The following is a 24,053-nucleotide window of genomic DNA, read 5'->3' as shown; positions in this document are numbered from 1 at the left end:
GGTATAGAAAAAAGGCCACCGTGAGCCATGGTCTCACGGTAGCCTTTATAGGCAAATCTTACTTATTCGCCTACAACTTCTTTTCCTTTGTAATGACCGCATGATTTACAAATGCGGTGAGCCAATTTGATTTCGCCACAGTTAGTACAAGTAGTCATTCCCGGTACTTGCAATTTATAATGCGTACGGCGCTTGTTTTTAACTGTTTTGGATGTTCTTCTTTTTGGTACAGCCATCTGGGGCACCTCCTTACGTTCGCCTATTCGTCCTTGGATTCAAAGAGTTTTGCCAAATCGGCAAATCTAGGATCCACTTTCGTTTCCAGTTCCTTTCGGAGCCTGGCATTGTACACCTCGTCAGTCGCATATGACCAGCCTTTTCCTTCTGCCTCTTGCATATCTTTGGCACTTTCACCATAAATTTGAAGCGGCACTTCAAGGAGGACGAGCTCCTCAAATACAGGGGTCAGGTCGACTACCTCACCCACAACAGGATGAATTTCATCATCTGCTGCGAGAACCTCTTCATCCCAGCTGAACTGTTCGTCAGCTTCGATTGAGAATGGTAATTCAACGTCTTCCCATGTTCGAGAACAAGGCAATGTCATCGTACCTTCAAGCCGGAATCGGCATATCAATTTCTTGGAGCCGATTGTACAACTTCCGGTCACTCGGACAGGCGTAATATTCCGGATTTCCGGATTCCGTTTTTTCACGGATTCAAGGTCGACAGCTTCGTCAAGCGGCATCGCACCTTGTCTGTATCTCTGCAATTGATGGATTGACCATTTCATGTCTATCACCTCAAGACAACAATGTTGATTATATAATGGGCGAAAAGGGATGTCAAGATATTTTCTTGTCACTTCTTCAACCGCATAGGTATAATTAATATTCATTGTAGCAAAGGAGTGACGAATTTGAAAGCTTCAGGAATTATCGTTGAATATAACCCGTTTCATAACGGACATCTTCACCATGCAAAACAAGCAAAAGTATTGACTGGATCAGATATTGTGATTGCCGTTATGAGCGGTAATTTCCTTCAACGAGGGGAACCTGCCTTTGTTGATAAATGGGCCCGTGCGAAAATGGCCTTAAAAAACGGCGTAGACATCGTTTTGGAGCTCCCTTATGCATTTGCGACATCTAATGCACCAAACTTCGCCCGAGGCGCTATTCAGCTACTGGACGCTGCTCAGTGCAGTGCTTTCTGCTTTGGCAGCGAAGATGGTGAAGTTGAACCTTTCCAAAGAAGTCTTCGCCTAATCCAACAAGCTGGCGGCAATTATGAACAAACTGTGAAAGATGCTGTCAACCGTGGACTCAGTTATCCGAAAGCATTAAATGAGGCTTATATCACGGCTGCCAATTCCTTAACAATCGAAGGACCGCTAGCTGATCTCTCAAAACCGAATAATATTTTAGGTTTTCATTACATAGAGGCCACTAGGAATATTGGCTCCAAAATGAAAGCTGTCACAATTCCGCGTATTGTCGCCCAGTACCATGACGACGCTGTTGCAGGTAACCCGATTGCGAGTGCAACCGGCATCCGAAAATCCTTTTTTGAATCAGATACGCTCGGGGCAATTATAGATTTCATGCCCGGTACAGCACACGTAATTCTACACGACTGGCAAGCTGAAAATCAATCATTCGGAAACTGGCCGACCTTCTATCCCCAGCTCCGTTTCACAATTTTACGGGAAGGGCCTAACCGTCTCGCTATGATTGCAGACGTAACGGAAGGAATTGAAAATCTGTTGTACCGTGCAGCAGCTAATAACGGCACGTTTGAAGGCTTCATGAAGGATGTGAAATCAAAAAGGTACACTTGGACTCGGCTTCAGCGCATGCTTACTCATATTTTCACCGGTTTTACGTACGATATACGGAGCACTATGAAAACTCCATCCTATCTACGATTACTTGGAATGACAGCTGCCGGAAGATTATATTTGAATGAACATAAAAAAAGGCTGAAGCTTCCTCTTGTTAGCAAAGCAGCCGCCTTCTCAAATCCTTCACTTGATTTCGATATCCACGCTGCGGATATGTACGCACTCGGAATCGGAAATGGGACTTCTAGTTCCCGAATCGGTGTCGATTACACTACACACCCTATCATCATTAAGTGAAGATAAAAAAATCTCTAGGAGCATAAAGGAGATAAAGATTCCTTTCGACTCCGCTTCGGCGCTCGGGGATGCCTCCCGCCATAAGCAACTGCGGTATTTAAGTCTATAACATATATATAATGACTCCTTTGCATTAATTGTATAATTTCTGCAAAGGACGCAGAAATTATACAAACCGAACTCTTCGTTGTTCGGTTCGCTATCAGTATTAGGGCCTCGGCTCCCCCTGTTAGGCGCCTTCTCTCAGTTTACACAGATAAAACAATCTCCAGTCGCATGAAGTTAAATGCATTGTGCCTGTTACTGACACCATTTGCGCCTTTCAAAATTGTGGCAGCAGCTGGCACCACACACTGGGTACCAAAGCACACACTAAATAATCTTTAGGAGCGTAAAGGACATGAAGATTTACTTCTCTTCCAACGTCGCTAAATAATCAAGTGCATCATCTATAGTTTTCACCGGTACAATTTTCATTTTCGTGCCGATTTTCTCTGCCATGTTTACAGCTTCTTCGTAATTAGTCAGTATTCCAGGATTCGCCGCCCTTACTTCATCAGGCAAATCGTCTGCTGGTGCAAAGAATATTTCCACGTCTTGGCGGGATGCCGCAATCACTTTAAAATCCGCTCCCCCAATTCTTCCGACGGTTCCATCCTCCAACATTTCTCCAGTTCCAGCAATGTTATATCCTTTCGTGAGGTCTTCATCAAGCAACTTGTTCATAATTTCAAGCGTGAACATCAGTCCCGCAGACGGTCCACCAATATTCGATGTTTTGAAATCAACTTCCGGATCGGTCGAGAGTGTCCGATCCTCTTCAAAACGTACGCCGAGTCCTGCACGTCCATCACTATCAGGTATCTCTTTCAAGACAAGCGTGACATCGAGCTTCTTGCCATCCCTTTCCAACGAAATCTTTACTTCATCTCCCAGTTTTTTATCTCCAATAAGTGTGAAAAATTGTCCTGACTCTTCCAACTCCACACCATCAACCACACGAATCTTGTCTCCAAGTTCCAAGATTCCGTCGGCTGCGCCCCCTTCGAGGACCATCATGACAAAGACACCATCATAATCGATATCAACAGGTATACCTGCTTTTTCAAAAGCAACTGTAATCGCATTGAACTGTGAACCAGTCATAAGTTTCTTCTGCCGGATATTATATTCCTTATCATTTTCTCCATCTCTTCTTACATTTTCAGCAGGAAGAAGTTTCATCTTATCGCTAAATTTGGATAAAACATAAGAAGCTGATGTCGCTTTTGAAACAGAAATCGTCATAAGACTGAACGTCCCAAGGTCGTTGTCATCTCCACCTACCACTTCGACGAGTGGATCCAAGTCATATGCCCCTCCCGGCTTTGATATATAAGAATCAAGTGGGTAAACGAATAAAATGGCTATGATGACAAGCAAAACTCCTATCATACCGAATCGTTTCTTTCTCATTTTAGGTACACCTCCGTTAATAGCCTGTACTTTCTTTACATATATATAAGTGTAGCACCAAAAAAAGACTGACAAAAGATTTACTACTCATTTTTTTGTCATGCTTGGAAATCGAAAGGAGCCGAGTGCGTGGTCAACGGAATGCATGCACGCCTTTATCATATGATAAATCTTTCAGTTGTATGGGGACTTATCATTCTGTTCATTTTACAGCCAAGCATTGCACATGCTGGGGCCGAAGCCGGTGCACAGTTATTTATCCATGCACTGCTTCCTTACTTACTGCCCTATATCATATTGACACAATGGCTTTTAAAGATGCCCAATCGCACACGGAAAGCACCTAAGTGGAGGCGTTTTTTGAAAGCATACGTACTCGGATCGTTTGGCGGATTCCCGGTCGGTGCCGTAACAGTAACCGAAATGATGAAAAACGGTGAATTATCGCAAAAGCAAAGCGGTCTACTTCTAGCTGCATGTCATGCACCTGGGCCGATGTTCATCATCGGCTTCGTCGGAACAGAACTATTTGGAAATGTAGGTTCAGGGTGGAAGTTGCTTGCAGCCATCCATATCGCGAATATTTTATTCTTTTTACTAGCGTTAGTATTTTTGCACCGCGTAAGCGATGTAGAAATGCCTCTTTCACAACTTCCGAAGAAAGTAAAAGGGATGCCGCTCCTTGACGCTATCAAGGAAAGTTCGACAATCATTATTCTTGTCGCTACCACCGTCATTTTCTTTTCTTCGCTCGGAACCGTTCTTTCAACAGTCATTACTTCAGTATTTACTGTGGAGATGGGGATTTCCAAAACATTTGCCTTAGCCATTTTCGAAATGACGTCAGGTGTTCAATCAGCAACAGATCACTTTTATGGTATGCCAATTTTCCCTTTTCTTATCGCCGCAATCATTTCCATGAACGGATTGAGTATCCATATGCAAGTTTTTGTCATCGCAAAGACCTGCAATATCTCAATGACTCCTTACGTAATCGGACGAATTTGGAGCGTCATTGTCGTACCGGTAATCTTCTACCTTATTTATTAAACTAAAATGGTTATGATGAATAGTCAATTTCATCATAACCATTTAACAATCATCGAATTTGGTATTTCTTTTTTAATGCCTTTTCAACTTGCATTGGCACAAGTCCTGAGATTTCGCCACCGTACTTTGCTACTTCTTTGACAATGCTCGAGCTAAGGAACGAATACTGATTGTTCGTCATGATGAAAAATGTCTCGATACTCTCATCAAGAAAACGGTTCATCGACGTGATTTGCATTTCATATTCAAAATCGGAAACAGCACGTAATCCACGAACAATTACAGATGCCTCAACACTTTTCGCATAATCAACAAGCAATCCAGAAGACGACTCCACTTTCACGTTCGGAAAGATCGCCGTCACTTCTTCAATAAGTGCCACACGTTCTTCAACTGTAAACAGTGAGTTTTTTGAGGAGTTATTCATCACGGCGACTCTGACGTCACCGAAAACCCTCGCTGCCCTTTTGATAATATCTAGATGTCCATTCGTCAACGGATCAAAACTTCCGGGCACAACTGCAATTTTCGACATTATTGAAACCTCATTTCTCATAAATAGATACAGCGCTATTTCCATACACCGAACTTTTTATCTTGTAATAGGTACCATACGCTTCTGGTAATTCCAATTGCTTTTCATGCTCACAAACGATGACAGCGTTTTCAGTCAGAAGATCTGCTTCTACAAAGTCTTGCGCCAAATCATAAAATGCAGTTTCCGCATACGGCGGATCGATAAAAAGAAGTTTTGCTTTCTTCCCTTGCACCTGCAAAAAGTTAACCGCATTTCTAGCATCCGCTCGTTGGATATGTAATTCTTCCGTAAATCGGCATTTTTCCGCGTTCGATTTAATAATCGCACACGCTTTCACATTTTTTTCAAATATGAAAGCCTCATCGATTCCTCTTGATAAAGCCTCAAGGGAAAGAGATCCACTTCCACCAAACAATTCTACTGCAACTCCCCCGTCAAAGTATGGCCCGATTATATTGAATACGGACTCTTTCACTTTATCCGATGTTGGGCGTGTATCAGTCCCCTGTAAAGATTTCAAGGGAATACCTTTTCTAGTTCCTGCAACAACTCTCACTTGTCCACCTCCTCTATTAATGTTGACATCCTAATGATATCAATCGTATCTGCCGTTTTCTCGATACTTAATAGGAACAACCTTTTAAACCAACTCTCTTCGAAATAAAAGTCACCTTCAAGCACTTCAAATGGCATCGTTACGACATTGTATTTTTGTTCATTGTAGACATAAAAAAGTTCTTTCTTGGGAAATCTAAATTTCCTAATGCTATTTTCAACGTAAATGGACCGCTCATTCGATGTAATGGCATAGCCCGCTAGGTTCAAAATTTTCTTCGCTGGATACAAGGTCTTTCCATCCTTCAATATAATTCGGATATCTGTGGTACTTGCACCATCAAACATGATTTCTCGTGGGTCTTCGATTAAAAACGGATGCGCTGCTGTATCAGCCTGGATATTTTTCGTGAAGTACGATGTCTTAAAGCCTGTTACCTCACCGGCTAACGCGTCCAATACAGATGCATTCACTTCTTGCCCTGTCATATCGTTCAATAAACTTTTAAATTGTTCAAGTTCATCTTCTGTAATTGCTTCAGTAAACACCTGATAAGATTTACGTGATTTTTCGAGTCCTATTGGCGTTTCTCCTAGAACCGAAGCTACCAGTTCGGCGGTCATGCGTTCGTTTTCCGGTATTATAAAACGTGCATACATACTTTCCCTTAGCAATCGGATAGATACTTTATCCACATCCACATTTTTGGAAACGATAAACCGGGTAGCATTAACAGCAGGACGTGTATCATCAACTACAATCGTTGAATGGTTGGCATCAAGTGCTTTAAGCGCGTTATCCACTTCCCTAAGTGGCTCAATATTGTCGCTTTCACCAAATACCGAAAGCCTATCCCCAGCATAGAGTACGGGCAAATTATTTCGTTGCCAATAAAGATCCTTGACCTCACCCTTGCCACGGAATAATGCATAATTGATGTTCGTCATTTTTTTAGTACCCACTCGCTCCAAGCCATTGACCCATAATCCACCAATCCCTGTTTCATCAGTCATATGGAATAATGTGTACGAGGCAGAAGAGCCATGTAGGACAGCGAACGGTTCATTGAATAGAGCCGTTTGTTTCATAGTCCCTTTTTTGGGTATTTCATATGAAATGGATTGGCGTTCATTGTCCCCTTCAAGAAAGGCTATCGAATTCTCGTCCAATCGATTACAGGACGTTGCGTCCGCAAGATAACAAGTACGATTGGTGCTAGCTTTTGGCCAGACAATTTCATGGCGCGCGTCAGATAAGCCGCTGAAGTGCTGGCGGACATGAAGGGCATCGGGACGATTTATTACCTCAATCTCTTGCGTGAACGTTGCAACACTAAGCCCTTTGCTATCTGCGCCTACCGCTTGATAATAATGCATATAAAGTTAGAAGACCATTTACAATCAGTAAAAGGATCATAGTCCTTACGATAAATTTCAAATCCTACCCCCCTAGAATGAATTGATGAATGCGCCTTCGGGTTCACAATGGTATGATGAAACTAGATTTACGTATTCAGAAAGGTAGTGTTATGTATGATATTAAACCAACGATTCATAGAGCTCGGCGAAGGATATGGAGACGTTTATGAACTATGTGAATTAATCAAGACGAATAGCGACCGCCTGCATAGGACATTCATCTTATCCTCAGAAACACCATCAGGTCATGCACTGTCACTTGCGGCAGCCTTCGAACCTGCAAATGACGGTAAATTCATGCCTATCTACATTTGCCGGGAAGGAATTATCCAGCAGAATACCATCAAATCAAAAAGAAGGCTACTCTTTGAGGAAACAGCGGAAAAGGTTGGGAGCACGCCAGCTGTTATCGAGTTAAAAAACTCTACAGTATTTGCAGAAACTGAGTTGTTTTATCAATACACAATTGGTATTCTACGCATCAACAAACTGCTTCCTCCATTAAGATAATTCTTATAATCCGGTTTTATAATCATATTCTTTCGCTTTATCCGGTTTGGCATTTTCGTATTCCGTTTTCACAAATGGGCGGTATGATGGCAAAACCTTTTTTACAGATGGAAGACGTTCTATTTTCCCCATGACCGTATCAACATCCTCCATATTGCAATAAAGGACAACATACTTCATAGTGCGTGATATATAATGAACATGACCGTATTTTCGAAATGATTTTGCTTGTTTCAAATGATGAAGATAGACAATAATACCTTGACGATCGATCATAGATTTCCCCTCTTTTCCTAACCCATACAATACCATAGGACTGAAAAGCCCTGCAACAAAAGAAAAGCGTAAGGCGCCCGGTAGATGCGACAAGTAGGAGCGATGCAGTTCAATCCCTCCCAGAGGACTTGAACATAAAGGCGCTCTTTGCATTTATCAACAAGAAGGAAGGCAGTCTTATACGCCACTTCCTGTAGCTAGACATAAGAAAGTCGAAAGGTGCCTGGATCTAGTCACTGAACATTGCTGACAACATCAATCTTTTGCCCTATAATGAGGGAAATAGAGCTGATTCATGAGGAGGCATCTAAATGGGTAGAAAAACAAATGTGGCCCTTACAGTAGGTGCGGCAGGCGTTGCCGCGTGGGCAGCTTCCAAAGTTGTCTCAAAACCGGTACCACGTGAAGGTAAAAAAGCGCTCGCTTTCGATAAACCAGTCATTCTTGCCCACCGAGGTGGACTTGCAGAGGCTCCTGAGAATACATTAGCCGCATTTTCAAAATCGGCTGAACTCGGCGTACATGGCTTTGCGGTCGATATCCGTTTAACAAAAGACGAAGAAATCATTGTTTTCCACGATGAATTTGCAGACCGGACAACAGATTTCTCTGGAAGAGTTGCAGACTATACCCTAAGTGAATTGAAAATGGCTGATGCAGGTTATCAGTTTGAAGATGCGGATGGAAATCATTCTTACCGAGGAAAGAACCTAGAAATTCTTTCTCTTCGCGAACTGATACAAAGATTTCCACATATGCTAATTGCTATTAATCTGAAAGATTCTCCTGATACATACGAAGGAAGCTTGATGCCTTCCAAACTTTGGAGACTTCTCGAAGAGCTGGGTGCTGAAGACTGTGTCGCTGTAACAAGTTCATTCGATGAACAGACCGACAGATTCAACTTGTATGCACAAAACAAAGTAGCTACTGGTGCGGGTGATAACGAAGTAAAAAAAGCATATGCCTCTTTTACTAGTATGTTCGGTCATCTCTATAGCCCACGTGCAGATTTGTTCAAAATCCCAGAAAAACTGGGTGTATTTTCTCTCGGCACCGAAAGTTTCATCAAGTTTCTCACCCAAATTAATATCCCCGTTTATTTTGAAGGTGTGAATGATAATGAGTCGTTCGTTAAACTTTTACATGTTGGAGCAGCAGGTTTTATCACAGATAGACCGACTATTGCTATGAAGATTGTGCAAGAAAACGTTGGCGATTAAACGAAAACAGGTTGCACCACGAGTCGACTTTCCGACACGGATGCAACCTGTTTTTTTAAATGTCTAGACTCCCTACACTTTTATTCTTGCTTAGGAAATCATAAAATCTCGTACTGTGGATAACCTGCGAAAGGCGATATTTCACGTCTAGACTGCAGCGCCTAAAGGCTCGGAGGCCCACAGGATGTGGGTCACGCAGACATTGCCGCAGGACGCGGCGTACTTTGGCTGTGTTCCCTAATTTGTCGGTCCGGCTGTGCGGCAAAGAACGCCGCTTCGCCAGCCCGTCTTATGCCTGCCGCCTCCGAACAGGCGCTTCCGCTTTTGTTTTTAAGCCGAACATGAACAGCCTCCGCCAGTGCCGCAACTTCCTCCACAAGATGAGTCGGAAAAGAATGCACTGCCTGCCGGAACCTTTACTTCATCCGAAACCGATTTAGCGATGATTGAACCAATTTCGTCAAATATATATTGAACGTCATTCTCAGCCAATCGAAGCGCTGCAACTCGCTCATTCATATCAAGCTCACGTTTTTGTACGCGGATACTTTTCATTACTATATTATGATCCGGATGGTATCTCCCGAATCGTTGGACTTCTTCATAACGTTCCTTCATTGCCGTGAACTCTTGAATTGATTTCACAAGTTCCGTGTCTGAATAGACATCATCATGGGCTTTACGGTATTCAGCCACCGCTTCAGAAGAAAGCAGCATTGCCGTTAGGTCTTCTGCATCTTCAATGATGGTGATCCATTCGTCTGTCATCATAGAATGATCCCCTCCAATCATCCATTTATCATAACAGATGAGACGGTAAACATGCACCTATTCCATATTTATTTCTTTAATATCCAAGAACGTTTTTTCAGAAAGAGCATGTGCAGCTTCTTCGAGATCGGAAAATGGAAGTAGACCATCAGCCGTGTGCTGCGTTTTTTCATGACCTTTCCCAGCAATAAGTACGGTATCACCCGGCGCTGCGCAGAAAATCGCTTTCCGAATCGCATATTTCCGATCGAGTTCAGCTTCAATTGCCGAACACTCTCCTCCGAAGCCTTCCATAATATCCGAAATAATTGCTTTAGGATCTTCGTTTCTTGGATTATCTGATGTCACAATGACACTTGAAGAATACAGAACAGCGAGTTTACCCATCTCAGCCCTTTTTCCTTTATCTCGTTGGCCGCCGCAACCAAAGACTGTAATCAGTCTCCCATAACATGAATTGGACAACGTCTGCAATACCGCTTCGAGCGCATCTGGCGTATGGGCATAATCTACGTAAACTTTTACACCATCACGCTCAAGTTGCTGCAATCTACCTTCTGGAAGCTGCAGCAGTTCGCAGTGCAGCAAAATATCATCTAAGTAATAGCCAAGGACAAGTAGTGCGCTAATTGCCGCTAATGTATTCATCCGATTATAATGACCCAGTATGTCGGGATTCATTTTTAGTTCTGGGACTTGGACGTCAGCCGACGGGTTCATCCCAAAGTAAACCAGTGGAACAGTTGCATTTTTAACCATTTTCACACATTGTTTATCGTCATTGTTAACAATCATTGTTTTCGCCATTTGAATTAAACGTTTTTTCGCATTGATATAAGCAGGCTTTCCACCATGTTCTTCGAAATGATCCGTTCCAATATTCAATAATATTCCAATGTCAATATCACAATGATCTAAACGATTCGAAGACAATCCAAGTGAAGATGCTTCAAGAACAATATGACTAACATTTTCATCAACACATTTCTTTAATAAAGGATGGAGATATTCCGCTGGTAATGTTGTCATTTTGGGGCATTCATAATCAATCTTAACGCCATCGATAAAAATGCCCGTCGTACCGATAACAGCCACTCGATTTCCAAGTTTACTCAATAACTGACCGATGAAATGTGTGACTGTCGTTTTTCCATTTGTTCCAGTCACCGCAATCATCTTCATTCTTTTTGCGGGATTACCAACTAATTGCGCACTTGCATGGGACATGAATTTTGTGCAATCCGAAACCGTAATTACAACAACATCAGGCGGTATTTCAGTCAAATTCGTTCTATCAATAACAATAGCTGCCGCACCTTGCTCAATCGCTTTTTTAATATACATTGCACCATCGCTTAGATTACCTTTCCTGGCTACAAACACGCCTCCCTTCTTTACCCGTGAAGAATCTTCGGTTATTCCCGTGACAACAGTCCTGAGTTCCCCGCCAGTGACTGTACAAGGCCAGTCTTTTATAAGCTCCGTTAAAAACAGCACCACTCTCCCCTTCCCGAACATTTTTCTGTGAAAATGAATATATTGAGAGCGAACATACTTTATCGTATGAAAAGAATTCAATGAACGTCACGAAGAAAGTTGGGAGCCTTATGATCATCCAGAAATTTGGTGGGGTAGCAATGAAAAATGAAGCAATGAGATTGAATTGCATTAACCATATAAAAGATGGATTGAATGAGTTTGGCGATGTCGTTGTAGTCGTATCTGCCATTGGTCGCTATGGAGATCCTTATTCGACGGACAGCCTCCTTCAGCTCACGGACGCTTTTTCATCTTCGGCAGCCTCAAGCGACCTTGCCGTTTCTTGTGGCGAACTCATTGCTGCAGCAGTTATGTCTGCTGAACTAACACGGGCAGGCATCCCAAACACGGTCCTGCACGGCATCCAGGCTGGTATAATGACCTCTGGAGAATTTGGAGATGCTACGATTGACTACATCAACCCCGTCACTATTGTTGAAACCCTTAAACTAACCCGTTGTGTCATTATTCCAGGCTTTCAAGGAATTGATAACAAAGGGCATGTCATGACACTTGGAAGAGGTGGCAGCGACTTATCTGCAATCGCGCTTGCTGGAGCACTCCAAGCGTCCCACGTTGAGTTCTTTAAAGACGTACCCGGCGTTATGACTCATGATCCGCGCGAAGTGGAGAACCCCAGCAAACTGGACCAACTGAAGTTGGACGATTTCATTTCACTTCTAGATTGTGAAAGACCTGTCATTCAAAAACGGGCCGCATTACATGCAATAAAAACGGCTACACCTCTTTATATAAGAGGTGTAGCCAGTAAGGAGACAGGAACATGGATTATTCCTTAAGCAGCGATGAACTTCATTGCTGCTTTTTTTCTTCAGCAATCTCGCGAATCATAACCTGTGTGTAATATTTCCCATATGCACCTGTCCCAAGATGTGTGACATCCTCTTGAAGTAGGACATCACGGTGTGCGGGAGAATTAAGCCAACCATGGACTGCCTCTATCGCATCCACATAGTTGAAAGCAATATTTTCCCGTGCTTTACGATGTTCAATTCTCGCCTCTTTTAGCCTATCCGCAAGATTACCCGTCACAGGAGATTCATGGGAAAAGTAATTTTCAAGCGCCATATCTTCACTATGTTTTCGCGCCACAACAGCAAGATTGTAATCGCTTAATAGTTCATTCATTCCATGATGCTTTCGATAAAGGTTAGTTAAACTGAAAATTTGTCGCTCCATTGCCCGGTCCACTTCCATCTGCATTGATGACGATGGGCGTTCAGCACTGACGATTTCACCCATATAAGACATGTCATAGGGTTGGTGTAGAATTAGTGTAATTGGGTCAATGAAACGTATCGCTTCCAATTTCCCATCCACACCATCGATATAAAGTTGTGCATAGACATTCTCATATTCAATAAGCAACCTATTATTCACGTCATCACTGTTCAATGTAAATGTATAGATACTTTCTCCGATTTGTACAGCCACTTCTGACTCAACAATCGTAAATCGATAGATGTCTTGCACATCCTGCCTAATCTCAAAAGGGTCAATATTGGAGGATAAATCTGCAGTATAAACTTGGTTTACTTTCCCATCCCATACGCCCACCATTAACTCCTGTTTTTCATTATATATCCACCAATCGTAACCATAGTTCGACGGCTCAATGCGGTCCGGCTTACCCAGTTGTTCAAATAGACTGTCTACACTCTTACCAACAAGCAGTGATACGCCCGATTCTGGCCGTGCAGCTTGCGGTAGAGGTAAACCATCTCCGGTTCCAGGCACTGGGATGGCAGTCCCATGTTTCACTGGCGACTCAAGCGGTTTATTTTCTTTTACTCGATCATCCACAATATAAAATACCAATAGGACGATGATGAGCAGAAATATTATTTTCCAAAGTGCTTTCATTTTTCGACCTACTTTCTCGAGTATATAGTTTAGTCAGATCTTTTAAGGTTAATACTAACAACTGATATCCTCTTTCATTATACTTCGTCAAACTGTTAAAAATGTTGAGGTTTGTCTTATTTATTAAATCATACGTTTTTTGACACAATGTTGTCATTGCAACTGATGATGATTTGTTCTATTATAAATAGGTATAGGGAATTGGCTCGACGATATATAAGGAGGATATAAACTATGTATATTGAAGATACAGGAATTGAAAATATTGTTACCGACTTATCAATACTTGATGAAATTATGTTAAAACACGACCTTGTCCGCGCTGGTCAATGGGACTACGAACGGGCAACATTTGATAAGAAATATATGATCAAAGAAGGTACATATTATTTGCGTGTATTCAGTTATACAACTGATGGCGATGTTGATACACGCAATGCGACTATGATCCTTAAAAAGCCGGTTGTCGGCAAGCATTATTATCCGCACGGCGTTGAGTATGGCGAAGGGGAACATTTCCCTGAAAGCTTACTGAAGGACTGTGCGGCAACATTGAAAGCAGTAAGTGCAGCACTAGAACCTTATAACCTTAAAAAGTAATTTTTTACTGAAGACTGGCGAACTCAATGTTCTCCAGTTTTTTTATAGTTTTTTAGCAGTAAAACAACATCTGCCATGCTTTACTACTCAATCAGCGGTCAGTTGGTTATAATTGAAACAGCGAATAAATATGGAGGAATGCCCATTGTCCAAATGGCTCACAAAACGTAATTTAATTATAACATTAACTTTAATATTCATCATCTTGGCTAGTGTTTTTATCTTGCCCGTTTCATTACCAATCATTTTAGCGCTGCTTACCGCGCTAATCATTGATCCCGTGGTGAAGCTTACTGAAAAGAAATTCAAATGGAATCGTAAAGTATCAGTTATCTCCGTTTTTATTTTCATCCTAGCAATTATTACGTCACTACTCTATTTCACAGTTACACAATTGATTGGGAAAATTATTGACCTTACACAAGCAGCACCCGGCTATTTTAATTCATTGTCAGGCGTGTGGATTTCCAGTCAAAGTAAGCTTCTACAATATACTTCTGGAATGCCCGAAGAGATTGTCATTGGTGTTCAAAAGGAATTCAGAAATGTATTTGAATCAATACGTGAATCTATCCTTAATTTACTAAGCTATGAAAAGATTATGTCCCTTATGACAGAAATTCCAAACTTCCTCGTCAGTTTTATCGTCTTCATCATTGCATTATTTTTATTTATGCTTGAATTGCCTGAATTAAAAAAGTTGTTATTTAGACACTTAACAACGTCAACTGCAGAAAAAGTTCGATTTATGATTACACGGCTCAATTCTGTTATTTTCGGATTCTTGAAAGCGCAACTACTTGTCAGTTTAATCATTCTAGCGGTCACTTTTGTCGGTCTTTTACTGATCATACCTAAATATGCAATTGTCATGTCGCTTGTCATTTGGATTATTGACGTTATTCCTATTTTGGGATCAATAATCATTTTAGCCCCCTGGTCACTTTATATGTTTATCAGCGGTGATGTCGCAACAGGAACGCAATTGGCCATTCTAGCAGCTGTCTTACTGATTATACGACGAACCGTAGAACCTAAAGTGATGGGATCTCAAATCGGCTTATCACCGCTCCCAACACTAATCGCCATGTTTATAGGGCTGAAGCTATTTGGCTTCCTCGGATTTTTTATCGGACCATTAGTTGTCATCCTCTTTACTACAGCCCGTGAAGCCGGAATCATCAAGTTAAATTTCAGGATATAAACCAAAAAACACGTCTGTTGATTAACCATTTACTTGCATAAAACACTAGTGAGGAGGGCTTGAATACCTCCATTTTCACCGGTATATTTCCGGTCCGCTTTCGGCAAACTATTCATGACAGATTTACTGAGGGGTCCTAGTGTGGCTAGAAGTGACTCCGTCACTTCTAGCCACACTTTTTTCAGTAATCCTGTTGCGAATAGTTGCCTGTCGCGTTCCTACACTATTCAAGTGAAAAATGCAGTTGTTTGGGATGAAAAGAGTAGATGACTTTCTATTGGGAGTGTAAGTGCCCGAAGATGCAATTTCGGGCACTCTTTCACGTTGTATAATGTGCTTCTTGCTTACTTTCAGCAAAGTTTATGCATCTAATCATATGATGCCTTATAGAAAGTGACACTTCTTTAATAAAAAAAGAAAAAACTATATAGAAAGTTTCAGCCGCCAAAATTGCATCTTTGGCGGCTTTTCTCCAGGTAAGAAGCCAGCTATTCTCTCGTCCCAAAAAGCTCAAAATGCACTTCGTGTACGTATGCATTTGGAGCAGGGCGGATGAAGGACCACTATACGATTACCTACACATCCAGACATCACGGTAATCGTATAGAAGTCATTCAATCCAAGCAATCCAAATGCAACTATACATGTAGCACCCAGTTTGTGTACTGGTTATTTTCAGTAAATCAACAGACGTGACAAAAAACGCTTTCACAAATGTGAAAGCGTTTTTTTATTGTTAAAAACCAAGAATTGCTTTAAACATTGACGTTACTTCTCCACCCTTATAAAAAACATAAAGAAGTAAATAAACAGCAACACCTGTTATTGCTGAGAAAAACCAAATAACACTCGTGATTGGACCAAGCTTCCGATGCCTGACCAAATTATTCTTCAGCCCTGCATTAATCGTCACAGCACCAAATATGGCACCCGACGTTGCAAGCACTATGTGAAAAATAAGGAAAATCGTATAATAGATTTCCAAATTATCCGGTCCGCCAAACGACGTGTTACCGACCAATATAGTTCTCGACACATAAATGATTAAAAAAAGAATTGCTGCTACTGCGGCTGCCAGCATCGTTTTCTTATGCGCTTCTATTTTCTTTTTGAGGATTAAGTACCATCCTATTGCAACTAGTACAGCTGAAAGAATAATAAAAAATGTACTAATTGTAGGTAGTAAAGGCAGATCCATTCATTATTCCCCCTGATGGTAAAACGTCTCTGTATTTAGCTTATTATCTATACAACGTCATTTTTTGACGTTCTAATAATGCGTTAGCAGTAATTTCTTCTGCATTTTCCTGTTCTTCTCTATACCATTTAATAAAAACACTGCCAAGGACACCAACATAAATGATTTCTTGTAAAACTTTCATGATAATTCCGCCGAGTTGCTGATCAACTAATGTAGGCATATTGGTGAATAATTCAGGACCTGAAATGCCTAAGCCCGCCAATCCTGAAAGTGTACTTGCCGGCACACAAAGTGCCATCGCCTGTAACCAAGCTTCTCCAGACTTGTATGTTTCATATACTGGTACATCTACAAAAATGATAAGGGAACACGCAGGTGTGATTAAGATTGCACTTAATATAATATAACCAATTTTTTTCAAGCCATGAAGCTTCGGTTGCCCCTTCAGCGTATTAATGATTGGCCACCAGAAAAACACTGCTGCAACAAATAACGTTATAGTAAAAATCGTATGCAATGGAGCACTTAATTTCACATTATCTAAAATAAGTGGAATATGATAAACGGAAAACATACCACAGAATACCAATAGGCTAAGAATCGGTTTAGTAAAGAAAGTGATTATACGGTCAAGAATCTTAATATCAAAAACTTTTTTCCACATCCAGTTAGGGATACCCATCATGATCAATGGAGCAATCATAAGCAATAGAACCGCCATTTGCACCATGTGAACTGAAAATAAAATATGACCAAGTAAGTCTACAGGTGAACCTTTGACAACATAAAGCAGAACCATCCCGGACATGAATAAGATTACTTGGCTTTTAGTAACGGGATGCGTATCTTGAAATCGATGACGCATTTTAATCGTCAATAACAAATATAAAACCATACCAAGTATGATAATTAGTAAGAACCACGGACTCCACAAAGCTCGAAATCCAAATATACTTAAAGGCATTGCCATCGCTCCCTTTTTAAAGTCTTTCTTTATTATAAACTAAATGCGGTGTAACTCAATGTACGAACAATGACAATTGAAAAAAAAAGTGGAAGGCGCCGTGCAGCCCCGACAAACAAAAGTGAAAAGGAAGGCAGTCTAAGATCGCGACGTCCTGTCGCAACAAGGAGGGATGAAGTCCAATCCCTTCCCACTGCATACCTGCATCCTTGCAGGCACGAGGAGGCGTACTCCAGCCCCCACAGCAAAACGGCTTTCAAGGAACTCAGCCTAAATGCGCCACGTCCTGCGGTAACGGCTGCGTAACTCACATCCCGTGAGCCTCCGGGGGGTTGGCGCCTGGAGCTAGACATTATTCCATGTTGAAAAACTTATACTTTCTTATCTTTTAAAAAAGAAAAAGCCTATGGAGAAATAAATCTTCCATAGGCTTTTTCAACTATTAATATTACCACCAAATAATTGTTGAAAACGTTAATACAACAGTGAATGCAAGAATAACTCCTGTATACATGAACATTTGTGGAATACCATGCCCTTTTTCATTCATGTGCATGAAGTAATACAATTGTAGGCCAACTTGCACGGCTGCAAAAAGCATTAGCGTTGGGATAATCAAGTATTTAGAAAATCCAATTACGTCAGCTTGATAAGCCATAACCATCGAGAACGACATAATCGTTAAGAAAATCATAAGCGAAAACATCATAATCTGACCGCGCATTGACTTACGTGCGCGTCTTTGCCCTAAGTTAAATTCAGCTGTTGACTTTTTATAAACTTGAACGTCCGCCATATTAACCTATCACTCCCATCAAGTAGACTACAGTGAAGATGAATACCCAAACAACGTCGATGAAGTGCCAGTATAACGAGAATGTGTAGTACTTCGGTGCGTTATACAAGTTCAGGCCGCGCTTTGAGTTACGGAAGATGAGTAGCGTAATCCAGACAAGTCCGATTGCTACGTGGAAACCGTGCGTCCCAACAAGCGTGTAGAATGCAGAACTGAATGCACTGTTGTCGTACGTGAAGCCTAAATGTATATAGTGTACAAACTCATACACTTCAAGCGCAAGGAAACCAAGTCCAAGGAATGCAGTAATGGCAAGCCATAGCTGCATTTTCTTGAAATTGTAGTTTTTCAAATGATACATCGCATATACACTCGTCAAAGATGATGTTAATAAAAGCAACGTCATGACGAAGACAAGCGGTAATTCAAAAAGTTCTTGTGTTGAAAACTTAAATCCACTTGGTCCTTTGTTCTTTAAAGCAAGATAGGTCGCAAAAAGAGTTGCGAACAAGATTGTCTCTCCGCCTAGGAACAGCCAGAATCCAACAAATTTATTCTTTGCCTCTAACGTTGCTTTTTCCGGATGATCAGGCCACGTCTCAGGGGTGAATTTTTTATTCAAATCCATTATTTTTGTCCCCCTTTACGTTTCATATCTTTTAAGATGTCTTCTTTCTTAACATAGAAGCCAAGATCGTCTTTCAATGAGCGCATTGCCATAGCAGCGAAAGTCCAGACAAGACCAATAATAAGAACTGCCATTCCCCATGGTTCTTCAGTGCGGAACATTGCACCAAATCCTGCAATGAACAGACCTAAGCTCAACATGAATGGAATGAATGAACCATTCGGCATATGAATATCTTGAACAGGTTCAGCCGGAGTAATTCCCGACAGATTACCTTCCATTTTTTCGATGTACACTGTATCAAGACCACGTACAAGTGGTGTCTGTGCGAAGTTATAGAATACTGGCGGAGATTCAATCGCCCATTCAAGCGTACGCCCGTCACCCCAAGGGTCATTTGCTACACGTACATTTTTAATTGAAGTTACGATAATGTTATATACCATGATCGTAATCCCAATAGCCATAAATAATGCTCCTACAGAACTAATTACGTTTGCTGAGTTCCAACCTTGACCATCCATGTATGTAAATACACGACGCGGCATTCCCCAGAAGCCTAACCAGTGTTGAATTAGGAACGTTAAATGGAAACCAATAAAGAAGAACCAAAACGTTACTTTACCTAGTGCTTCATTTAACATTGTACCGAACATTTTCGGCCAATATAGATGAGTACCAGCAATTATGCCGAATACAGTACCACCCACGATTACATAGTGGAAGTGAGCAACAACAAAGTATGTGTCATGCAATTGATAATCAAGTGGTGCAGTACCTAGCATAACACCCGTAACTCCACCCATAACAAACGTTGGGATGAAGGCCAATGCCCAAAGCATCGGTGTTGTTACTTTTATACTTCCGCCCCATATGGTAAGCAACCAGTTAAATATCTTAACTCCAGTAGGTATCGCAATAGCCATTGTCGCTACAGAGAAGATCGCGTTTGCTGTTGGCCCAAGACCAACTGTAAACATATGGTGAGCCCAAACCATGAAGCCCAGGAATCCAATAAGGACGGTAGCAAATACCATCGCTGAGTAACCAAAAAGTCGTTTTCTAGAGAAAATCGAGAAGATCTCCGAGAAAATACCGAATGCCGGTAAAATTAGAATATATACTTCAGGATGACCAAATATCCAGAATATATGCTCCCAGATAATCGTATTTCCACCCATCGTAGGATCAAAGAAGTTAGCACCAAACATTCTTTCAAATGTCAGAAGGAAAAGTCCTACTGTAAGTGGTGGGAATGCGAACAGAATCATTGCTGATGCAACGAACGTAGTCCATGTGAATAATGGCATACGCATGTACGTCATCCCTGGTGCACGCATATTGATAATCGTTACGAGGAAGTTAATCCCCCCTAATAACGTACCACCACCGGCTATTTGAAGTCCTATTGCATAAAAATCAACACCATGTCCTTCAGATGCCATTGCTAGCGATGCGTAAGAAGTCCAACCCGCATCGGGAACTTGACCAAAGAACCATGATATGTTCAGGAATACCCCACCGAAGAAGAACATCCAAAAACCTAGTGAGTTAAGAAATGGGAATGCTACATCACGCGCTCCAATTTGGAGTGGCATAATGGCGTTCATAAATCCAATTAATATAGGCATGGCCGCCAGGAAGATCATCGTCGTTCCGTGCATCGTAATAATTTGGTTAAATATTCCTGCACTGACAAGATCGTTGTTAGGCGTTAAAAGTTGCACACGAATGATCATTGCTTCTATACCGCCGACTACGAAGAAGAATCCTCCACCTAGGAGATAAAGGATACCGATCTTCTTATGGTCAACTGTTGTTAGCCAATCCCATAGCGTTGCGCCAAAACCTCTTTTTTGAGCAACTGAACTCAATTTGTTTACCTCCTCTTCAAATTCACGTTAATAGTTATTTTTCTACTGAAAGTCCCATGAGGTACTCAGCAATTGCGTTTAGTTCTTCGTCAGAAAGTTTTTCACCAAATGACGGCATTAAGTTTCCTGGCTTTTGTTTTTGAGTATCAGAAAGCCACTCAACTACTTTTTCTTGCGTGTGATCCATGAATCCTGCGACGCGATTACGGTCACCAAATGACGCTAGGTTTGGTCCAATCGCTCCGCTTTCACCGACTGCAGATACCGCATGACATGCAATACAGCTTTGTTGGAACAATACTTCACCTTGACCAGCTGCAGCAACATCTGTCGATTCTTCGCCAGTTGCTTGCATTGCTGTTACCCATTTGTCGAATTCAGCAGGTGCTAACGTTTTCACTTTGAAGTCCATAAGTGCGTGTGATGGACCACAAAGCTCTGCACACTTCCCGTAAAATACGCCGTCTTTCAGGTCTTGTGATTCTTTATCAAACGTTAAATAAAATTTATTAACGTTTTCAACGTTTGTATCGAGTTTACCTCCGATTGCTGGAATCCAGAAGGAGTGCTTAACGTCTGCTGCAAGGAGGTTGAAATATACTTTTTCTCCAGTTGGTACAACAAGTTCCTGCGCTGTAACAATTCCGAGAGTAGGGTATTCAAATTCCCACCAGTACAGCTTCGCTGTAACATCTACAACCAAACTTTCTGACTGTCCATCTTCATTGACCTCATGCATCGCACTAACATCACCTAGTTTATATGTGTAATAAACTGTAGGAACAGCTAGAAGTAGAACGAGGAGAACAGGAATAACCGTCCATACAAGTTCTAATGTATGGCTTCCTTCAACTTGTTCAGGAACAAAGTCCTCGCCCAGTTTCGAACGTCTAAAACGAACAATTGCTACTACATAGATAATCACAACTACTAGAATAACCAGTAACATGATTCCTGATGATAACATCAGCAATTTGAATTGATCTTTCCCGACCTGACCAGCCGGAAGTAGTGTGGATAGCTCTTCTTGACCACATCCCGCTAGAAACACGGTAAGAGCTGCTAATAAAGAAAAAAGACGCCACTTTTTGAGTCCTTTCATCATCGCTTAATGATACCTCTCTTTCTAAAAAAATGTTTTTCTTCTTGTGAGGACTGTTGACCTCTTTATGTGAATTCCTATGCAAAGAAAGAATTCCGATATGTTAGATGAATATCGAGAAAATAATCATAGCAACAAAAAGGATTGTCATGTAATTCAATGAATAGATGAACATACCCGTTGCCCACTTTATATCATCTTTCGCTTTAAACCCTTTAAGTGCTAAATACAGCCACCCTATATTCAACGCGCTCGCAAGTACTAAGAAGCCTACCCCTAGCTCAGTCAGTAGAAACGGCAATGGAAATAAAAACAGTACCCATGCCAACATCGATTTCTTAGTTCTTGCAAAACCTTTTACAACAGGTAGCATTGGTATATTTGCCGCACGGTATTCGTCTGTCCGACGCATCGCCAGTGCATAAAAATGCGGTGGTTGCCAAACAAACATAATCAGGAATAAAGCCAGGGCTCCTGCACCGAGTGCTGGTTCAACCGCAGCCCATCCGATTAAAGGCGGTATTGCCCCTGAAATACTTCCAACTACTGTATTAGCGACATGCCTACGTTTCGACCACATCGAATAGAGTACAACATAACTGAAGATACCTGCAAGTCCCCAAAGACCGGCTGCTACAGAAGCAGAAAACAAAAGCACTTCGCCTACTACTATGAAAGTCAGCGCAAGTGTCAATACAGCCGGCGCCTTGAAACGTCCGGTAACTGTTGGTCTGGATTTCGTCCTCGTCATGACAGGATCAATATCCCGATCGATCAAGTTGTTAAGTGCCGCAGATCCAGCAATTATCAATCCCGTTCCAAGAAGAGCATAGACGAGCAAATCTATATTATATAGAAAGTTTTTACCAGTGAACTGAAAAGCAAGAAATAGTCCAGTAAAAGTTGTGATCATATTCGAATTAACAATGCCGATTTTAATGAGTGCAAGGAAGTCTTTATAAAGAGACGCCGTCACTACATTCGATTCGACAGGTGTGGAAATTGTATGACCGTTTGACAAGTTACCCCTCCTTCCAAAGTTGTGAGCGTTAACCGCTATAGTTAACTATAGCGAAATTCGGGTAGTATTTCTATACATATACAAAATTTCTACCGAATTCCTTGAAATATCGACACATTTAATACTCAACCCTCTCTATAGTAAATCATTTCGATAGGTCTTTTGTGAAGTTAAAGCGTCTTCTTTATGAACAATTTGTGAAAAGGACCATTAGTGAGGCGTTTTCAGCCATTCTTCGTTGTCTTTTCACTGTTTTTTCGTTATCATCAAAAAAGCAGGGACCTTTTATACAAAGGTCATCAATAAAAAAGTAGGTGTTATTTTTTGCAATCTAATAGATATTTAAAATGGTTTGCCGTTGCTTCTACAGTAGGTATGCTTTTAATCTTACTTGGTGGGGCACTTGTTACAAAAACCGACAGTGGCATGGGCTGCGGAAGACATTGGCCTGGATGTAACGGACAACTTATTCCCGACGAGATTACCGCAGAAGTACTTATTGAGTTTTCACATCGGCTGGTAACTGGGTCTGTCGGTATCTTGATTGTCATATTAGCTGTCTGGTCATGGAGATCTATCGGCCACATAAGGGAAACCAAATTCCTAGCAATCGCAGCCGTGTTCTTCCTTATATTACAGGCATTGATTGGCGCGGCTCAAGTATTATGGGGTCAAGGCGATTTCATACTAGCGCTTCATTTCGGTATTTCACTTTTAAGCTTTGCATCGGTCCTTCTATTAACCCTTCTTATATTTGAAGTCGATCGAAAGTTTGATGCAGATAAGTTACAAATAAGTAAACGCTTGAAATGGCATACAATTGGTGTATCCGTTTACTCCTACTTTGTAGTTTATACTGGAGCACTTGTCCGTCATACAGAGTCTGGGCTTGCCTGTCTAGACTGGCCGTTATGCAAGAACGATGCCTTCGCCCTTCCACGTAACCTGTTCGAATGGGTTCAGATGGGTCACCGTACCGCCGCTGCACTTATTTTCATCTGGTTATTGGTCATCATGATTCATGCAATCCGACATTACAAAAATCAGCGCGTCATCTATTGGGGCTGGAGTATCGCATTTATACTTGTAGCGCTCCAAGCAACAACAGGAATGATGGTTGTTCTGACCAGACTAAACCTTTATATTGCTTTGCTTCATTCATTGTTTATCACGTTGTTATTCGGTTTGTTAACCTACATGATCCTACTTGTATCGAGAAGTAAACTATCCAAATGAATGTTAAGGACCGGCCGCAGGCCAATCCTTTCTACTTGTCTACCCAACTTATTAACATAAAAAACAA

At 41.4% G+C, this 24,053-nt stretch carries 25 protein-coding genes; 8 read left to right on the top strand and 17 right to left on the bottom strand.

The features are described from left to right. Positions 1-62 precede the first annotated feature (62 nt). Together rpmF and H2672_RS04695 are read right to left on the bottom strand one after the other, a co-directional pair. Positions 63-236, bottom strand: a complete 174-nt coding sequence (rpmF, locus tag H2672_RS04700; RefSeq protein WP_067211505.1) for a 50S ribosomal protein L32 — start codon at positions 234-236, stop codon at positions 63-65. Between the two features lie 23 nt (positions 237-259). Then, a complete protein-coding gene (locus tag H2672_RS04695) occupies positions 260-793 on the bottom strand; it encodes a YceD family protein (RefSeq protein ID WP_186669529.1) in 534 nt (177 codons plus the stop codon). A gap of 117 nt (positions 794-910) precedes the next feature. On the opposite strand from H2672_RS04695, the gene H2672_RS04690 reads away from it, so the two are divergent. After that, positions 911-2,140 (top strand): nucleotidyltransferase, encoded by a 1,230-nt coding sequence (locus H2672_RS04690; RefSeq protein WP_370569596.1) that lies wholly within the window; start codon positions 911-913, stop codon positions 2,138-2,140. Positions 2,141-2,548: 408 nt separating this feature from the next. Here the strand turns inward: H2672_RS04690 and H2672_RS04685 are convergent, their stop codons facing one another. Beyond that, positions 2,549-3,595: a SepM family pheromone-processing serine protease gene (locus H2672_RS04685; protein ID WP_186669525.1), complete on the bottom strand. Its 1,047-nt coding sequence runs from the start codon at positions 3,593-3,595 to the stop codon at positions 2,549-2,551. 129 nt (positions 3,596-3,724) lie between these two features. Here H2672_RS04685 and H2672_RS04680 point away from each other — a divergent pair, with 129 nt between their 5' ends. Next, on the top strand, positions 3,725-4,645 hold the full coding sequence (locus H2672_RS04680; protein ID WP_186669523.1) for a hypothetical protein: 921 nt from the start codon (positions 3,725-3,727) through the stop codon (positions 4,643-4,645). 49 nt (positions 4,646-4,694) lie between these two features. On the opposite strand, the gene coaD is transcribed toward H2672_RS04680, so the two are convergent. Genes coaD through H2672_RS04665 form a run of 3 tightly spaced genes read right to left on the bottom strand, consistent with a single transcriptional unit; the run spans position 4,695 to position 7,115 of the window. Further along, a complete protein-coding gene (coaD, locus tag H2672_RS04675) occupies positions 4,695-5,180 on the bottom strand; it encodes a pantetheine-phosphate adenylyltransferase (RefSeq protein ID WP_186669521.1) in 486 nt (161 codons plus the stop codon). Positions 5,181-5,190: 10 nt separating this feature from the next. Then, on the bottom strand, positions 5,191-5,739 hold the full coding sequence (gene rsmD, locus H2672_RS04670) for a 16S rRNA (guanine(966)-N(2))-methyltransferase RsmD (protein WP_186669514.1): 549 nt from the start codon (positions 5,737-5,739) through the stop codon (positions 5,191-5,193). Then, positions 5,736-7,115 carry a hypothetical protein gene (locus H2672_RS04665; protein WP_186669511.1) on the bottom strand — a complete coding sequence of 460 codons (1,380 nt, stop codon included), beginning with the start codon at positions 7,113-7,115 and terminating at the stop codon, positions 5,736-5,738. Before H2672_RS04665 ends, rsmD begins: the two co-directional genes overlap by 4 nt. 156 nt (positions 7,116-7,271) lie before the next feature. On the opposite strand from H2672_RS04665, the gene H2672_RS04660 reads away from it, so the two are divergent. Next, positions 7,272-7,667: a DUF7147 family protein gene (locus tag H2672_RS04660; RefSeq protein ID WP_186669509.1), complete on the top strand. Its 396-nt coding sequence runs from the start codon at positions 7,272-7,274 to the stop codon at positions 7,665-7,667. A gap of 3 nt (positions 7,668-7,670) precedes the next feature. Here the strand turns inward: H2672_RS04660 and H2672_RS04655 are convergent, their stop codons facing one another. Then, positions 7,671-7,943, bottom strand: a complete 273-nt coding sequence (locus H2672_RS04655; RefSeq protein WP_067211526.1) for a YlbG family protein — start codon at positions 7,941-7,943, stop codon at positions 7,671-7,673. 311 nt (positions 7,944-8,254) lie between these two features. Between H2672_RS04655 and H2672_RS04650 the strand changes: the two genes are divergently transcribed. After that, a complete protein-coding gene (locus H2672_RS04650) occupies positions 8,255-9,166 on the top strand; it encodes a glycerophosphodiester phosphodiesterase family protein (protein WP_186669507.1) in 912 nt (303 codons plus the stop codon). A gap of 330 nt (positions 9,167-9,496) precedes the next feature. On the opposite strand, the gene H2672_RS04645 is transcribed toward H2672_RS04650, so the two are convergent. Both H2672_RS04645 and H2672_RS04640 read right to left on the bottom strand, forming a co-directional pair. Beyond that, complete coding sequence (locus H2672_RS04645; protein ID WP_255485306.1) at positions 9,497-9,937, bottom strand: YlbF/YmcA family competence regulator; 441 nt, start codon at positions 9,935-9,937, stop codon at positions 9,497-9,499. 57 nt (positions 9,938-9,994) lie between these two features. Beyond that, positions 9,995-11,434 (bottom strand): UDP-N-acetylmuramoyl-L-alanyl-D-glutamate--2,6-diaminopimelate ligase, encoded by a 1,440-nt coding sequence (locus H2672_RS04640; protein ID WP_186669505.1) that lies wholly within the window; start codon positions 11,432-11,434, stop codon positions 9,995-9,997. 110 nt (positions 11,435-11,544) lie between these two features. On the opposite strand from H2672_RS04640, the gene H2672_RS04635 reads away from it, so the two are divergent. Then, on the top strand, positions 11,545-12,276 hold the full coding sequence (locus tag H2672_RS04635; RefSeq protein WP_186669503.1) for an amino acid kinase family protein: 732 nt from the start codon (positions 11,545-11,547) through the stop codon (positions 12,274-12,276). Positions 12,277-12,289: 13 nt separating this feature from the next. Here the strand turns inward: H2672_RS04635 and H2672_RS04630 are convergent, their stop codons facing one another. After that, positions 12,290-13,360, bottom strand: a complete 1,071-nt coding sequence (locus tag H2672_RS04630) for a CAP domain-containing protein (RefSeq protein WP_186669501.1) — start codon at positions 13,358-13,360, stop codon at positions 12,290-12,292. A gap of 234 nt (positions 13,361-13,594) precedes the next feature. On the opposite strand from H2672_RS04630, the gene H2672_RS04625 reads away from it, so the two are divergent. Continuing rightward, positions 13,595-13,960: a YugN family protein gene (locus H2672_RS04625; RefSeq protein ID WP_186669499.1), complete on the top strand. Its 366-nt coding sequence runs from the start codon at positions 13,595-13,597 to the stop codon at positions 13,958-13,960. 145 nt (positions 13,961-14,105) lie between these two features. Next, complete coding sequence (gene ytvI / locus H2672_RS04620; protein WP_255485305.1) at positions 14,106-15,164, top strand: sporulation integral membrane protein YtvI; 1,059 nt, start codon at positions 14,106-14,108, stop codon at positions 15,162-15,164. A gap of 736 nt (positions 15,165-15,900) precedes the next feature. Here ytvI and H2672_RS04615 read toward each other — a convergent pair. From H2672_RS04615 to cyoE, 7 genes are all read right to left on the bottom strand, one after another. Further along, a complete protein-coding gene (locus H2672_RS04615) occupies positions 15,901-16,362 on the bottom strand; it encodes a DUF420 domain-containing protein (RefSeq protein WP_186669497.1) in 462 nt (153 codons plus the stop codon). Positions 16,363-16,405: 43 nt separating this feature from the next. Then, complete coding sequence (ctaG, locus tag H2672_RS04610) at positions 16,406-17,329, bottom strand: cytochrome c oxidase assembly factor CtaG (protein WP_186669495.1); 924 nt, start codon at positions 17,327-17,329, stop codon at positions 16,406-16,408. A gap of 448 nt (positions 17,330-17,777) precedes the next feature. After that, the gene (locus H2672_RS04605; protein ID WP_186669493.1) at positions 17,778-18,125 is read right to left on the bottom strand and encodes a cytochrome C oxidase subunit IV family protein; all 348 of its coding nucleotides are present in this window, start codon (positions 18,123-18,125) and stop codon (positions 17,778-17,780) included. Position 18,126: 1 nt separating this feature from the next. Further along, the gene (locus H2672_RS04600) at positions 18,127-18,753 is read right to left on the bottom strand and encodes a cytochrome c oxidase subunit 3 (protein WP_186669491.1); all 627 of its coding nucleotides are present in this window, start codon (positions 18,751-18,753) and stop codon (positions 18,127-18,129) included. After that, complete coding sequence (ctaD, locus tag H2672_RS04595; protein ID WP_186669489.1) at positions 18,753-20,627, bottom strand: cytochrome c oxidase subunit I; 1,875 nt, start codon at positions 20,625-20,627, stop codon at positions 18,753-18,755. The genes H2672_RS04600 and ctaD overlap by 1 nt, the downstream gene beginning before the upstream one ends. A 34-nt stretch (positions 20,628-20,661) precedes the next feature. Next, a complete protein-coding gene (gene coxB / locus H2672_RS04590; protein ID WP_186669487.1) occupies positions 20,662-21,732 on the bottom strand; it encodes a cytochrome c oxidase subunit II in 1,071 nt (356 codons plus the stop codon). A gap of 100 nt (positions 21,733-21,832) precedes the next feature. Beyond that, the gene (cyoE, locus tag H2672_RS04585) at positions 21,833-22,750 is read right to left on the bottom strand and encodes a heme o synthase (protein WP_186669485.1); all 918 of its coding nucleotides are present in this window, start codon (positions 22,748-22,750) and stop codon (positions 21,833-21,835) included. A gap of 324 nt (positions 22,751-23,074) precedes the next feature. Here cyoE and H2672_RS04580 point away from each other — a divergent pair, with 324 nt between their 5' ends. After that, positions 23,075-23,986, top strand: coding sequence for a COX15/CtaA family protein (locus H2672_RS04580; protein WP_304626069.1), 912 nt, complete (start codon positions 23,075-23,077; stop codon positions 23,984-23,986). Positions 23,987-24,053: the final 67 nt, after the last annotated feature.

It is taken from the genome of Sporosarcina sp. BP05, assembly GCF_014282005.1.
GTDB lineage: Bacteria > Bacillota > Bacilli > Bacillales_A > Planococcaceae > Sporosarcina.
This window is presented reverse-complemented; position numbering and strand designations above follow the sequence as displayed.